This is a genomic window from Flavobacterium channae, assembly GCF_021172165.1.
GTDB classification, from domain to species: Bacteria; Bacteroidota; Bacteroidia; order Flavobacteriales; family Flavobacteriaceae; genus Flavobacterium; species Flavobacterium channae.
Map to the genome: position 1 here is coordinate 1144882 of NZ_CP089096.1, position 15485 is coordinate 1160366.

The 15485-nt window shown below is 31.3% G+C and carries 15 protein-coding genes; 6 read left to right on the forward strand and 9 right to left on the reverse strand.

Translation table 11 applies throughout. The annotated features are described in order from the left end of the window. Positions 1-18: 18 nt before the first annotated feature. The 4 genes from LOS89_RS05125 to LOS89_RS05140 form a co-directional block, all read right to left on the reverse strand. Positions 19-363, reverse strand: coding sequence for an FEKKY domain-containing protein (locus tag LOS89_RS05125; RefSeq protein ID WP_231836767.1), 345 nt, complete (start codon positions 361-363; stop codon positions 19-21). A 19-nt stretch (positions 364-382) separates the two neighbouring features. After that, positions 383-1294, reverse strand: a complete 912-nt coding sequence (locus tag LOS89_RS05130) for a hypothetical protein (RefSeq protein ID WP_231836768.1) — start codon at positions 1292-1294, stop codon at positions 383-385. A gap of 2 nt (positions 1295-1296) precedes the next feature. Beyond that, positions 1297-1830: an RNA polymerase sigma factor gene (locus LOS89_RS05135; protein ID WP_231836769.1), complete on the reverse strand. Its 534-nt coding sequence runs from the start codon at positions 1828-1830 to the stop codon at positions 1297-1299. A gap of 155 nt (positions 1831-1985) precedes the next feature. Continuing rightward, on the reverse strand, positions 1986-2807 hold the full coding sequence (locus tag LOS89_RS05140) for a DUF6929 family protein (protein WP_231836770.1): 822 nt from the start codon (positions 2805-2807) through the stop codon (positions 1986-1988). Between the two features lie 82 nt (positions 2808-2889). Between LOS89_RS05140 and LOS89_RS05145 the strand changes: the two genes are divergently transcribed. The 4 genes from LOS89_RS05145 to secA all read left to right on the forward strand — a co-directional run bounded on the left by LOS89_RS05145 (position 2890) and on the right by secA (position 8213). Then, positions 2890-3765, forward strand: coding sequence for a PPK2 family polyphosphate kinase (locus tag LOS89_RS05145; RefSeq protein ID WP_231836771.1), 876 nt, complete (start codon positions 2890-2892; stop codon positions 3763-3765). 43 nt (positions 3766-3808) lie between these two features. Then, on the forward strand, positions 3809-4378 hold the full coding sequence (locus LOS89_RS05150) for a cob(I)yrinic acid a,c-diamide adenosyltransferase (protein ID WP_231836772.1): 570 nt from the start codon (positions 3809-3811) through the stop codon (positions 4376-4378). A gap of 178 nt (positions 4379-4556) precedes the next feature. After that, positions 4557-4778, forward strand: coding sequence for a DUF2795 domain-containing protein (locus LOS89_RS05155; RefSeq protein WP_002986941.1), 222 nt, complete (start codon positions 4557-4559; stop codon positions 4776-4778). An 87-nt stretch (positions 4779-4865) separates the two neighbouring features. Beyond that, complete coding sequence (secA, locus tag LOS89_RS05160; RefSeq protein ID WP_231836773.1) at positions 4866-8213, forward strand: preprotein translocase subunit SecA; 3348 nt, start codon at positions 4866-4868, stop codon at positions 8211-8213. A gap of 78 nt (positions 8214-8291) precedes the next feature. On the opposite strand, the gene LOS89_RS05165 is transcribed toward secA, so the two are convergent. Both LOS89_RS05165 and uvrA read right to left on the reverse strand, forming a co-directional pair. Then, on the reverse strand, positions 8292-9488 hold the full coding sequence (locus LOS89_RS05165) for an LETM1-related biofilm-associated protein (RefSeq protein WP_231836774.1): 1197 nt from the start codon (positions 9486-9488) through the stop codon (positions 8292-8294). Position 9489: 1 nt separating this feature from the next. Beyond that, complete coding sequence (gene uvrA / locus LOS89_RS05170) at positions 9490-12279, reverse strand: excinuclease ABC subunit UvrA (RefSeq protein ID WP_231836775.1); 2790 nt, start codon at positions 12277-12279, stop codon at positions 9490-9492. A 312-nt stretch (positions 12280-12591) separates the two neighbouring features. On the opposite strand from uvrA, the gene LOS89_RS05175 reads away from it, so the two are divergent. Next, positions 12592-13176, forward strand: coding sequence for an RNA polymerase sigma factor (locus tag LOS89_RS05175; protein ID WP_231836776.1), 585 nt, complete (start codon positions 12592-12594; stop codon positions 13174-13176). A gap of 51 nt (positions 13177-13227) precedes the next feature. Continuing rightward, a complete protein-coding gene (locus LOS89_RS05180; RefSeq protein WP_231836777.1) occupies positions 13228-13371 on the forward strand; it encodes a hypothetical protein in 144 nt (47 codons plus the stop codon). Positions 13372-13408: 37 nt separating this feature from the next. Here the strand turns inward: LOS89_RS05180 and LOS89_RS05185 are convergent, their stop codons facing one another. Genes LOS89_RS05185 through LOS89_RS05195 form a run of 3 tightly spaced genes read right to left on the reverse strand, consistent with a single transcriptional unit; the run spans position 13409 to position 15485 of the window. Continuing rightward, complete coding sequence (locus LOS89_RS05185; RefSeq protein WP_231836778.1) at positions 13409-14476, reverse strand: acyltransferase family protein; 1068 nt, start codon at positions 14474-14476, stop codon at positions 13409-13411. 10 nt (positions 14477-14486) lie between these two features. Beyond that, positions 14487-14837, reverse strand: coding sequence for a DUF2200 domain-containing protein (locus LOS89_RS05190; RefSeq protein WP_231836779.1), 351 nt, complete (start codon positions 14835-14837; stop codon positions 14487-14489). Continuing rightward, on the reverse strand, positions 14838-15485 hold the full coding sequence (locus LOS89_RS05195; RefSeq protein WP_231836780.1) for an endonuclease III domain-containing protein: 648 nt from the start codon (positions 15483-15485) through the stop codon (positions 14838-14840).

Here is a 15485-nt window from a genome sequence, read left to right on the forward strand (position 1 = left end):
TCAATTTTCATTCCACAATTACTTCTTTTTCCATTTATCAAATCCTAAAACGCTTGGTTTTATTTCTTTTTGCCATTGTTTTCCAAATGTTTTGTTTAGGAATTCAAAAACCCATACATTTTTTTCTTCATATTCTTTAAAGTTAGTAGGAGCAACACAACCAAAATCGTGAAACTGAATATTGTATTTTTTACCAAAAGCTAAATCCTCTTTGGTAATTACAGAAGCAATTCCGCCTAAAAGATAAATAGTTTTAGTGTTTGAATTAATTTCAATTTTGATAGTGTCGTTTTGTTTTTTCTCTTGTGAATATGAACAATTGATAACAAAAAGTAGGAAAAGAATAATTTTTATAGTTTTCATAATTTTATTTTTGATTTCGTTACTTCTTTATCGTAATAATCACAACCCCTTTTTTGCCTTTTTCGCCATAAATTGGAATGGCTTTTTCAGGTTGTAAAACAACTATAGTATCAATTTTTTGTTTACTCAATGGCGCATACGGACTTGTAGGATTTTCACCAAACAACGATTCTTCCGAATATTCCACTCCGTTTATAAAATAAATTGGTTCTTTTAATTCAACAATCGAATCAATTTTATCAGTATCTAAATTCGAAATTTCTTTTTTGCTCAATTTTCCGTCTATTAGAACTAAATCGTTATTTGTTGTTCCCTTATCTTTTTCTTGTGTTGTCTCGGATGAATTCGTATTTGCCACATCATAACGTCTTCCTTTTGCTAAGTAGCCTGAATTGTTTATTGAAGAAGAGTTATACATACTGTTGTTGTAACTAGGAACCAAACTCGTTTTAGCCGTTTCCGTAACTTCTTCCATCGCAACAATTGGAGCCGCAACCATTATTTCTTTTTTCGATTTGTAATTAATAGTGTCGTTGATAACAATATTGTTTTGAATTACAATTTGTTGTTGTAAAATTTGCTCTGCATTTTCTTTTATTGCAGGATTTGTATTTACAAATCCATTTGCTGATTCAGGTTTAGGAATATTGTTCTTAACAGTATCAACATCCGTAATCGTATTCTCTGGAATAATTATATCCTGATTAATAGAATCACTTGGTTGTAAAAAGATATAACCTAATGATCCAACTAAAATTATGGATGCTGCTACTGCTAACTTTTTCCACAAATGTTTCTCTTTTTGAAGTGTTTGTGTTTCTAGCTTGTCTTCAACGCGTGCCCAAATCTTATCCATTCCAGGAAAGTCTTTTTGCTCGGCATTTTCGGCAGCTTGTTGGATTTTTTTATATAATTTTTCTTCTGTTCCCATGATTATTTTGCTTTTTGATAATAAAATGTTCTTACCAATTCTTTTAATTTACTCCTAGCAGCATTCAATTGCGATTTTGATGTTCCTTCGCTAATGCCAAGTTGCTCTGCAATTTCTTTGTGCGAATAACCTTCAATCACAAACAAATTAAAAATCGTTTGACATCCATCTGGAATGTATTGGAGTAAATTGAGCAAATCTTCTTCTTCTAAATCGGTAACTTCATCAGCTAAAGGTTGCGAATTGTAACTCACATCTTCCAAATACAAATTAAAGTTGATGTTCTTTTTAATTTGTAAAAGGCAATTGTTTACTGTTATTTTTCGAGCCCAAGCTTCAAAAGCCAAATCCTCTTTTAATTGTTCGATTTTTGTAAATATGGTAAAAAAAGCATCGGCCAATACTTCTTCAATTTCTTCCTCCTTTTTTATATACCGTTTACACAAACGATAGAGCTTCGGCGCCATAATTTCATACACCATGCGTTGCGCTTCGCGGTGTTGTTTTCGGCAGCCTTGTATGTGTTTTACATCCATAAAATGTTTTGTTTTCAAAAATCAAGTTCAAGGGCAAATGCAATGTTCAATTTGTTTTGCTTTTGAACTTGTTCTTGAATTTGAACTTGTTCTTGCTTCCCTTTTTTATATAGAGCAGAAAAGTTGGTAAAAGGTTGGGAAGGAAGTAAAAAAAATTATTTCTTCAATGTCAATTTATAAATTTCAGCTTCTAAAGCCTCCGTATCATTGTCTTCGCATAATAAAAACTCAATTTCAGTTTCTGATTCTTTGTAAAGCGTAATACCTTCAAATTTCTGATGTTCCGATAATAATTGCACATTAATAATTTCAAATGTCGGTGCATGCATGATTCCTAAAATGGTTCCTAAAACTTCGCCATCTTCATAAGTAGATGTTGTGTTTTCGGCACAAGCCAAGAAATAAATTCTATCACCAACTAAAATGGCATCGGTAAAAGTGGTTTCAATATCATCTAACGTCGGAAGTGAAATTGGCACAAATCGAATGCCGTCTTCTTGGTTGTTTGGAATAATAAAAATTCCATTTCGACTATTTTTTGAATTGCCTCTTTGAAACAGCAACATAGTTTGATGCGCATAAATAGCGCCTTCAATATTCAATTGGTCATCTGTAAACGAACCAATATCTTTTAATTTTTGATATAGAGTTGATAAATCTTGCGTTTGTAAAGCATCCGAACCCAAATCTAAAGTAAACATCGTATTACGTTTTTGGGTTGAACCTGAACCTAATATAATCAGTTGATTTCCATATTGAGTGATGCATTCCAAATCCATTTTTAAATCTTTGGAAATGTTTTCTTTGGCGTCTTTTACTAATGGAAATTTGAGCAAAAGTTTTTTATCGATGTCGTATTGGTACAAAAAACTACTGGAATCAGATATTACGAATAAAACATTTTGTGAATACACCAATCCTGATGCTGCTGAAATGCCTTTTATCGTGAAGAAATTAGTAAGTTTGAAATTTTCCATATTTTTACAAAAGAGTTAACAATTTTTAGCGCAAATTAGCCTCTAAAAGTACTATTTTTACAGAGATTTAAAACCAACAAAGATGGAAAATATCAATATTGAAGATTTTAAAGTGAAAGGTAAAATTAAGTTAGATGATTTTCTAACCAAACTTCCTATTGATACTGAGAAAGAACAAGAAGAATTAGCGTTAGATAAAATCCAAAAGAAGCTTTCGAAAAAGCAAGATGCCATGTACGCGCACAATCGTCATGCGTTTTTGATTTGCTTACAAGGTATGGATACAAGCGGGAAAGATAGTTTAATTCGTGAGGTTTTCAAGGAGTTTAATCCGCGTGGCGTAGTGGTGCATAGTTTTAAAACTCCTAATCCAACCGAATTAGAACATGATTATTTATGGCGTCATTATTTGGCTTTACCCGAAAAAGGAAAATTCGCTGTTTTCAATCGAACGCATTATGAAAATGTATTGGTAACACGAGTGCATCCCGAATATATTTTGTTTGAAAACTTACCAGGAATTGAAAAAGTAGAAGATATTACCCCTCAATTTTGGGAAAATCGAATGGAACAAATCGTGAATTTCGAAAAGCATATTTCGCAAAACGGAACCAAAATTTTGAAGTTTTACTTTCACATGAGTAAAGAGGAGCAAAGAGAACGATTGCTAAAGCGATTGGAAAATCCAGAAGATAATTGGAAATTTAGTACAGGCGATTTAAAAGAGCGTGAACGATGGGATGATTACATGAAATATTACGAAGAAGCAATCAATAAAACATCTACTGATTTTGCTCCTTGGTATATTATTCCAGCAGATGATAAAGGAGTTGCGAGATACATTGTGGCAAAAACAATTTGGGAAGAAATGCAAAAACTGACAGATATTGCCGAGCCAGAATTGGATCCAAAAGTAAAAGCCAATATTGAAATGTATCGTGAGCAATTGAAGAGATAATATAAAATGCAATTTCAAGAACAATAAACAACAGACAGTTATAATGAAAGTATATACCAAAACAGGCGACTCAGGAACTACAGCATTATTTGGAGGAACTCGTGTGCCAAAACATCATATAAGAATCGAAAGCTACGGAACAGTTGACGAGTTAAATTCGCATATTGGTTTAATTCGTGATCAAGATATGAATGAGTTGTACAAAAAAGTATTAATTGAAGTGCAAGACAGATTGTTTACTGTTGGTGCTATTTTAGCAACTCCTCCAGAAAAAGAAACTTTAAAAAACGGACAACCTCGCTTACAAAATTTAGGTATAGTTGAGTCGGATATTGAATTTTTAGAGAACGAAATTGATATAATGGAAGAAGCGTTGCCACCTATGACGCATTTTGTTTTACCAGGAGGTCATACAACTGTGTCATATTGTCATATTGCACGTTGTGTTTGCCGTAGAGCTGAGCGTTTAGCAGTGCATTTAAATGACATTGAGCCTACAGACGAACGTGTCATAAAGTACTTAAACCGACTTTCTGACTACCTTTTTGTCTTGGCACGAAAGTTGTCTCATGATTTGAATGCTGATGAAGTTCAATGGATACCTAGGAAATAATATTGAATCATCAGTTTTGAGTGTTTTAATAATAGAAATTTTGATAATAAAGACTTGTTAAAAGACCTATTTTCAGCACTTAAAAAAAACGTTCTTAAATTTTGATAAAAAAAGTAAAAAAAAACTTGCCTTATTGAGTAATAAATTTATTTTTGCATAAACTTAAATCGATAAAAAGATGTATTGGACATTAGAATTAGCGTCATATTTAAGTGATGCGCCTTGGCCAGCAACCAAAGATGAACTTATCGACTATGCTATTAGAACTGGAGCTCCATTAGAAGTAGTGGAAAACTTACAGTCTATAGAAGACGAAGGAGAAATCTATGAATCAATGGAAGAGATTTGGCCTGATTATCCTACTGACGAAGATTATCTTTGGAATGAGGATGAATATTAAAAATAAATAACCACAACAGAAACAAGTCTCTTTACTGAGGCTTTTTTTTTGGTTATATTTGCAAACCTATTTTAGAAAATAAAAATTATGAGTATCATAAATTCCATATTGAAGGCTTTTGTGGGGGATAAATCGGAGAAAGATGTAAAAGCGATTCAACCACTAATCAATAAAATAAAATCGTTTGAGGGTGCTTTACAAGCATTATCTCATGATGAATTACGTGCTAAAACTGCCGAATTCAAAGCTAAAATTAAATCTGCTCGTGCAGAAAAAGACGCTAAAATTGCTTCTTTAAAACAAGATGCAGAACAAACTCAAGATATTGATGCGCGTGAAGATATTTACGCTGAAATCGATAAGATTGAAAAAGAAGCCTATGAAATTTCTGAGAAAGTATTAAATGATATTTTACCAGAAGCTTTTGCAGTAGTTAAAGAAACGGCTCGTCGTTTTAAAGATAATCCTACAATTACCGTAACTGCAACTCCAAAAGATAGAGAGTTATCGGCTACTAAGCCATACATCGCTATTGAAGGTGATAACGCTACATGGGCAAATTCTTGGGATGCTGCAGGTAAAGCCATCACTTGGGATATGATTCACTACGACGTTCAGTTAATTGGTGGAGTTGTATTACACCAAGGTAAAATTGCCGAAATGCAAACGGGTGAAGGTAAAACGTTAGTAGCAACATTACCATTATACTTAAATGCTTTAACTGGAAATGGTGTTCATTTAGTAACGGTAAACGACTATTTAGCACGTCGTGATAGTACTTGGAAAGCGCCTTTATTTGAATTCCACGGAATGACAGTTGATTGTATCGATAATCACCAACCGAATTCTCCTGAAAGAAGAAAAGCTTACAACGCCGATATTACGTATGGAACAAATAATGAATTTGGTTTCGATTATTTGAGAGATAATATGGCGCATGCTCCAGAAGATTTAGTACAACGCAAACACAATTATGCAATTGTCGATGAGGTTGACTCGGTATTAATTGATGATGCAAGAACGCCATTAATTATTTCAGGACCAGTTCCGCAAGGAGATCGTCACGAATTTTTAGAGTTAAAGCCTAAAGTTGAAAACCTTGTAAACTTACAACGTAAACTAGCAACTGATTGTTTAACAGAAGCAAAACGTTTGTTTAAAGAAGGTAATAATAAAGATGCAGGATTTAACTTATTCCGTTCTTACAGAGCGTTACCAAAGAGTAAAGCATTAATCAAGTTTTTATCGGAAGAAGGAGTAAAACAATTACTTCAAAAAACAGAAAACTATTACATGCAAGATAACAACAGAGAAATGCCAAAAATTGATGAGGCATTGTACTTTGTTATTGAAGAGAAAAACAATCAAGTAGAATTAACAGATAACGGAATTCAGTTTTTATCTACTGATACAGATTCGCATTTCTTTGTTTTACCAGATATTGGAACAGGAATTGCTCAAATTGAAAAAGAAAATTTATCTCCTGAAGAAACAGCAGAAAAGAAAGAAGAATTATTCCGTGATTTCTCTGTAAAATCAGAACGTATACATACATTAACGCAGTTATTAAAAGCATATACTTTATTTGAAAAAGATACAGAATATGTAATCATGGATAATAAGGTTATGATTGTTGATGAGCAAACAGGTCGTATTATGGACGGTCGTCGTTACTCAGATGGTTTACATCAAGCAATCGAAGCTAAAGAAAATGTGAAAATTGAAGCAGCTACGCAAACTTTCGCAACAATTACATTACAGAATTATTTCCGTATGTACAACAAGTTGGGAGGTATGACAGGTACAGCTTCAACAGAAGCAGGTGAGTTCTGGGAAATCTACAAATTAGATGTTGTTGAAATTCCAACAAATCGTCCAATTGCTCGTAAAGATAAAGACGATTTGATTTATAGAACAGTTCGTGAAAAATTCAACGCAGTTATCGAAGATGTTGTAAAATTATCAGAAGCTGGAAGACCAGTATTGATTGGTACAACTTCTGTTGAGATTTCAGAATTATTAAGCCGAATGTTAAAAATTAGAGGTATTCAACACAATGTATTGAATGCTAAAATGCACAAAAGTGAGGCAGAAATTGTAGCAGAAGCTGGTAAACCAGGAGTTGTTACAATTGCAACAAATATGGCAGGTCGTGGTACCGATATTAAATTATCTGCTGAAGTTAAAAAAGCAGGTGGTTTAGCAATCATTGGTACAGAACGTCACGATTCTCGTCGTGTAGACCGTCAGTTACGTGGTCGTGCTGGTCGTCAAGGTGACGTTGGTAGTTCACAATTCTACGTGTCTTTAGAAGATAACTTAATGCGTTTATTCGGTTCTGAAAGAGTTGCAAAAGTTATGGATAGAATTGGTCTAAAAGAAGGTGAAGTTATTCAACATTCTATGATGACCAAATCTATTGAAAGAGCACAGAAAAAAGTAGAAGAAAACAATTTTGGAGTTCGTAAACGTTTGTTAGAATATGATGACGTTATGAATGCTCAAAGAGAAGTAGTATACAAAAGAAGACGTCATGCTTTACATGGAGAGCGTTTGAAAGTGGATATTGCTAATATGATGTACGATACTTGTGAATTAGTTGTTGAACAAAACAAATTAGCAGAAGATTTCAAAAACTTTGAGTTTGAATTGATTCGTTATTTTTCAATTAGTTCACCAATTTCTCAAGCAGAATTTTCTAAATTATCAGTTAGAGATATTACAGGTAAAGTATATAAAGCAGTTTTAGCTCATTATGAAGAAAAAATTGCAAGAGATGCACGCGAAGCATATCCAATTATCAAAAATGTATACGAAAACAATAATGGTCAGTACCAAAGAATTGTAGTGCCTTTCTCTGATGGAATCAAATCTTTAAATGTAGTAACTGATTTAGAAAAAGCATATACCTCAGAAGGTCGTTCGTTAGTGGCTGATTTCGAGAAAAACATCACTTTAGCAATTGTTGATGAAGCTTGGAAAAAACACTTACGTAAAATGGACGAATTGAAACAATCAGTTCAATTAGCTGTTCATGAGCAAAAAGATCCATTGTTGATTTATAAATTTGAAGCGTTCAACTTGTTCAAGAAAATGATTGATGATGTAAATAAAGAAGTAATTTCGTTCTTATTTAAAGGTGATTTACCACATCGTAATGAAAACATTCAAGAAGCAAGACAAGAAGCAAGACAAGAGCAATATACTGAAACTAAAGAGGATTTAGACGCAACAGCTTCTGAAGCAAAAAGAGCAGGAGAAATGGCTAGTCAAAGACCTCAAGTTACAGAAACGATTACTAGAGAAATGCCAAAAATTAATCGTAATGACACTGTTACTATTAAACACGTAATGAGTGGAAAAAGCGAAACCATGAAATACAAAAAAGCAGAAAGCATGTTAGCTTCTGGTGAGTGGGTTTTGGTTAACGAATAATCAGACTAAATTTTAAATAAAATCCCCAATTACTAATGTAGTTGGGGATTTTTTATATTATAAAAGTTTTAAAAAGAATTAATCTTCTAAATTTTCATTGAATGCTGATGGTAATAATTGCGGAATAAACTTAATTAAAATAGGTAATAATAAGCTTCCTCCAGGTAATAAAAATATGGTTAAAGAAGGTATAGTTTTACAAATATCTAATAGTTGTTTTTTAATCTTCTTTTTTTCGTCTTTACTTAAATCTTTAGTGGCTGATTTTGCTAAAAGTTGCATCAATTCGCCACTTTCCTTTATTTCTTTTGTTAAGCGATCTTTATTTCGAATAATTAGTTTGGTTACATTTTTATTGGCTTGATCATAAAAATGCTTGATAGGATTTGAGTAATTGAAAAACGGAATTTCAGATTTGTATTTTTCAATAAAATCATAGATTTCTTTTTCACTCTTATCTAAAATAATCTTGTTTAAATCTAAATCTTGAGATAGTTTTTCAAGAAAATGTTGTTCGTTGAGTTCTAATTTTTCATCACACCAAAGAGCCATCTGAGCAATATCCAACAGATATAATCTTTCTAATAACGAAGTGTGACGTATTATTTTAATTTCAGCTAACTCTATGTTTTCAATTGTATTGAATTTGGTGTAGCGAATTGAATTTTCGAAAAGCTTTACTAATAATTCATCGTATTTTGATTTTCGTTCTTTAATTTTTAAAGCTAATGAGACAATTTTGATACAGTCCGATTCAATGTTTTTTAAGTAATCGGTTGGTAATTCTTGTTTTTTAAGATAATGTTCAAAAGCTAAAATATCGATGAACAAAAGCGCATTAGTAATAATGTGTGAAAAGTTTTTACTAATCGTATTGTTGTTTGTTTGAATTCTATCATCAATAATTTTTTCCAAACGTGAACTATAGGAACCTTCTGGAAGTAATTTTTTAATGAAATTCAGATTTTCAGGTTGTATGATTTTATAAAATTGGTAAACAGCATTTATAAAATCTTCTTTACTAACATCTGATTTTTCAATGTTGTAAATTGAAAAAAGAGTATTTAAAAATCCAACTTTAGTTATTTCGTCATATGACCATTTCGAAGTATCGATTTGGTTTTGAAGTTGATAACGAACCACATAACCATAAATAAAACCAGTTGATCTACAATCTTCATAAAAAGACAAAGTATTCTGTTGAAAATCCAAGAAGTTATCCTGATTTTCAGCAAAAAACTTGTCAATCCAACCGTTTGCAGATGGGTTTATCATTTTATAGTTTTTCTTTTAAGTATTTACCAGTTACCGAATTTTTGTCTTTAACTACTTCTTCAGGTGTTCCAAAGGCAACTAATTTACCACCATTTTCACCACCTTCTGGACCAATATCTAAAATATAATCGGCACATTTAATTAAATCTAAGTTGTGTTCAATAACAATTATTGAATGTCCTTTTTCTAGTAAAGCATCAAAAGAAGCTAGTAATTTTTTGATATCATGAAAATGTAAACCAGTTGTAGGTTCGTCAAAAACAAATAAAGCTTTGTCTTTTATGGTTCCTTTTACTAAAAATGAGGCTAATTTTATACGTTGTGCTTCACCACCAGAAAGAGTAGAAGAAGATTGTCCTAATTGAACATATCCTAAACCAACATCTTGAAGCGGTTGTAATTTCTGTGTAATCTTCGTTTGATTGTGCGAACTAAAGAAATTCAGTGCATCATCAATAGTTAAAGTTAAAATGTCATTGATGTTTTTGCCTTCAAAAGTAACTTCAAGAATTTCTTTTTTGAAACGTTTTCCATTACAAGCTTCACATTCTAAGTGAACATCAGCCATAAATTGCATTTCAATAGTAACTTCACCATCGCCTTTACAAACTTCACATCTTCCGCCTTCTACGTTGAAAGAAAAGTGTTTAGCTTGATAGTTTCTTAATTTTGAAACATTTTGTTTTGCAAATAAATCACGAATATCATCGTATGCTTTTATGTAAGTAACCGGATTAGAACGCGAACTTCTTCCAATCGGATTTTGATCAACATATTCAATATGTTTGATATGTGAAAAACTTCCTGCTAATTCAGTAAACTGTCCAGCTTTTTCTCCAACACCTTCTAATTTTTTCTGAATAGCTGGGAATAATATTTTTTTAACCAATGTACTTTTTCCACTTCCAGAAACTCCTGTAATTACAGTTAAACATTCTAATGGAAAAGTAAAGTTTTCATTTTTTAAGTTATTTTCTCGAGCTCCAATAACTTCAATATGATTTTTAAATTTTCTTCTTTTAGAAGGAACCGAAATTTCTGCAGATCCGTTTAAGTATTTTGCAGTTAACGAATCGGCTTTTAATATTTCATCATAAGTACCTTGTGCGACTAATTCACCACCATGTGTTCCAGCTTCTGGACCAATATCAATTATCATATCAGCAGCTTTCATGATGTCTTCGTCATGTTCCACAACGATAACAGTATTTCCTAAATCGCGAAGATTTTTTAAAACTTCAATTAGTCTTTCGGTATCTTTTGGATGTAACCCAATACTTGGTTCGTCTAAAATATACATCGAACCCACCAAACTGCTTCCTAATGAAGTTGCCAAGTTAATACGTTGCGATTCACCTCCAGAGAGAGAATTTGAATTTCGATTTAAGGTTAAATAACTTAAACCAACATTATACAAAAAGTCCAAGCGATTGTTTATTTCAATTAGCAAACGTTTTGCAACTTTTGCGTCATATTCATTCAATTCTAATTTTTTGAAGAATTCAATTAAGTTTACGATTGGTAAGTCTACTAAATCTGAAATTGTTTTACCGCCAACTTTTATAAAGTTAGCTTCATATCGTAAACGTTTTCCTTTACATGTAGTACATTTGGTTTTACCTCTGTATCTTGAAAGTAAAACACGGTTTTGAATTTTATAATTTTTTTCTTCTAATTCGGTAAAGAAATCATTTAAACCTGTGAAATATTTATTTCCATCCCAAATTAGTTGTTTTTGTTCTTCCGATAATTCAAAGAATGGTTTATGAATAGGAAAATCAAATTTGTAGGCATTGTTTACCAATTGATCTCTATACCAACTCATACTATCGCCACGCCAAGGAAATACAGCGTTTTCATAAACTGATAAAGCCGTATTTGGAATAACTAAATCTTCATCAATTCCGATAACGCTTCCATAACCTTCACAAGTAGGACATGCACCATAAGGATTGTTAAAGCTAAATAAGTGAATATTAGGTTCCAAAAATGTTATTCCGTCTAATTCAAAGTTTGAGCTGAATTCCAACCGGTTTTTTGTGTCTACATCTTGTAAATAGCAAAGACCTTTTCCTTCGTAAAATGCCGTTTGAATAGCATCTGCCAAACGATTGAAAAATTCTTCCTCTTCTTTAACAACAATTCGGTCAATAATTAATAATACATCTTTATTATCCAATTTATGCTGATCGATTGCATCTAATCGAACCATTTCGTTATCAACTAAAATACGAGCAAAACCTTGTTGTAATAAAACTTTAAGTTTGTCTTCTAAAGCTCTTCCGTCTTCTAAATGAATAGGAGAAAGAAGCAACCATCTACTATCAATAGGAAGTGTTTTAACTTCGTTTATAACATCTGTAACCGTATCTTTTTTTACTTCTTTTCCAGAAATAGGAGAGTAAGTTTTACCGATTCGAGCAAACAAAAGTTTTAAATAATCGTAAATTTCAGTTGATGTTCCTACAGTTGAACGAGCGTTACTTGTATTTACTTTTTGTTCGATTGCAATTGCTGGTGCAATTCCTTTTATGTATTCAACTTTTGGTTTGTCTAAACGTCCCAAAAATTGACGTGCGTAAGAAGATAAACTTTCAACATAACGTCGTTGTCCTTCTGCATAAAGTGTATCAAAAGCCAAACTTGATTTTCCTGAACCGGAAAGTCCAGTAATAACTACTAATTTATTTCTAGGTATAGCAACATTTAAATTTTTAAGGTTATGCAATTGTGCCCCTTTAATTAGAATGTTTTTTTTAGGTTCTAAGGTAGAAAAATCAGGTTGTGTCATGGTTGTTTTTACAAAGATTTGCAAAGATAATAATTGTAAATTTATTTACTCCTATTCCTTACCTCTTTAATGTTAAAAGCATTATAATTAAATTGGGATTATTTAATGTAAATTGCAAATAGTTGCGATTTCTTAATAGTTTATCGTTAAAATAAACTTTATTTATAATTAAGCGATTATTTTTTTGAAAAATTATTTGGATATTAAATAAATTTTATGTTAAATTTGAACTTTAATCTATAAAACAAAGTAGCCTATAACACACAATTACTTTTTAGAATCAGAGACTTAAATTAACTAAAAGGTATTGTTATGGCTAATCTTGTACTTCCTGATGCAGTTTTGGTGAAGAATTATATAAGTGGAGATGAATCTGCTTTAGCTTCATTGATTGAAAGACATCAATCAAAAATCTACGGATTTATTTATTCTAAAATAAACGACAGAGATTTATCAGACGATATTTTTCAAGATACTTTTATTAAGGTAATTAAAACGTTGAAATCACAGTCGTATAACGAAGAAGGAAAATTTTTGCCTTGGGTAATGCGAATTGCTCATAATTTGGTAGTTGACCATTATAGAAAAGCAAAAAAAATGCCTTACCAACGTGAAACGGATGAGTATTCTATATTCAATTATATGACGGATAATTGTTTAAATATTGAAGGACAGATTATATCTGAACAAGTAGAAACCGATTTAGCTAAGTTATTAGATGAACTTCCAGCAGATCAAAAAGAAGTTTTAGTAATGCGTATGTATCAAGATTTAAGTTTTAAGGAAATAGCTGATTTAACAGGTGTTAGTATCAATACAGCCTTAGGAAGAATGCGTTATGCTTTGTTGAATTTGAGAAAAATTATCGAAAAACATCAAATTATTTTGACTAACTAATACTAAAAGTAAAATTTTGTCGTTATTGAATTATAAACCAAATCATAATAAATGGCAAAACTTTACTCTAAGAAAAAATTAGTGACTCAAAAAATGAAACCTAAAAAAGAAACGATTACGTTTTTACTCAATTATTCAAAAGCATTGAGTATACATAAAGTGGGAAATTCAAATTTTGAAATTATCGCTAATTAAAGAAAATGCCTCAAATAGAATTTGAGGCATTTTTTGTTTAGTTAAAGTTTGCTTTTAGTTTTAAAAACTGTTTTTCAAAAATGCTATTGGATATTATACTTATTAAAATTGTAGTTATTAAACTTAATATTGAAATTACTATCCAATTAAATTCAAAAGTCTTATTTAACTTAATGAAAAGATTAATAATTATGGTATGATATAAATAAAGACCATATGTATATATTCCTAATCTACTAATCCATTTTGTATCTTTTATTTTTAGTGAATTCTTTTCAGTAATTGTAAAGAATAAAATAAGAGCAAACAAACTTCCAAAAAGTATTGGTTTGATAAATTTAATCCACTCAAAATCTAAGTTTGAAACTACAAAAATCAATATTAATGTAAAAATGCAGGTTGCAATTTTAAATGTAAAAGACAACTTTTCAAATTTGAATAAATCCTCTTTTCTACAACCTAAGATATATGCCGGAATTGCTCCATAAGCGAAATAATCAATATTGGTGAATACATCTAAGAAAGGAAGATTATAGTAAAAGAATATTCCTCTAAAAATATTGGCAGCAACTATTGCCCCAAGAATTAAGTATTTTATTTTGTTGATTGGAATAATAGCAAATAATAAACTCCAAAGTATATAAAAATGTTCTTCAATACAAAGTGACCACATAACTCGTAATGGTGAAACATTTGGAAAACTATTAGTAAACATCATTTTATAATTTTCAAGAAATAGTCCCGACATAAGCCAATTTGGCTCATAGCCTTCATTTGAAAACGATAGTTGTAATAGTTTTAATATTTGAGGAGTTAGATAAGCAAATATCAAAAGGGCATAAAATAAAGGCCAAATTTTTAAAACTCGTTTTGCAAAGAAATTTTTTAAGTTGATTTTTTTCTTACTGTTTTTCTCAAAAAATAGAATGTAAGAGATTAAAAAACCGCTTAAAACAAAAAAGAAGGAAACACCAATATCGCCACTTTTAGTGAATAAATAAAACCATGAATTCTCTGGAACTGGAATATGATGAATAAAAACTAATAGAAATGATAAAAAGCGTAGAGCATCAAACGTGTGAAAGTGTCTTCTTTTAAAATCCATTTGTAAGCTTTTATTTTCTAAGGATTTTCTCCATAGTTTTTCCTTTAGCTAATTCGTCAATTAACTTATCTAAATAGCGAACTTTCTTCATCAACGGATCTTCAATTTCTTCAATGCGATAACCGCAAATAACACCAGTAATTTTTGAAACATTTTCGTTTAACTGTGGTGCTTGTTCAAAAAAAGTTTCGAAGTCAACTTTAGAATCGATTTGCTGCTGTAAACTTTCAAGTGAGTAACCTGTTAACCAACAAATAATTTCATCCACTTCGGCTTTAGTACGATTTTTTTTCTCTGCTTTGTTTATGTAATGTGGGTAAACACCTGCAAAAATCATATTATTAATACTTCTTGACGCCATTTACTTTTTAATTTCATTAATAACACTTTTTCTCCCAATCGTTCTCGTGATAATATCTTTCTCTAAATCCCAGCCTCGAGCAGGAGAATATTCGCGTCCGTACCAAATGATTTGTAAATGTAAGTCATTCCAACATTCTTCAGGGAAAATACGTTTGGCATCTTTCTCAGTTTGTTGTACATTTTTGCCATTCGTTAATCCCCATCGATACATTAATCTGTGAATATGTGTGTCAACAGGAAATGCAGGGACACCAAAAGCTTGACTCATAACTACACTTGCTGTTTTGTGTCCAACTGCGGGTAATGCTTCCAAGGCTTCAAAACTTTGCGGAACTTCACCGTTATATTTTTCAATTAAAATTTCAGATAAGCCATGAATTCCTTTCGATTTCATTGGTGATAATCCACACGGACGAATGATTTCTTTGATTTCTTCCACACTCATTTTTACCATATCATACGGATTATCTGCTTTGGCAAATAAAATTGGTGTAATTTGATTCACGCGAACATCCGTACATTGTGCAGAAAGTAACACAGCAATTAGTAAAGTATAAGGGTCTTTATGGTCTAACGGAATAGGAATTTCGGGATATAATTCATTTAACGTATTTATAACAAATGTTACTTTTTCGTTTTTGGTCAT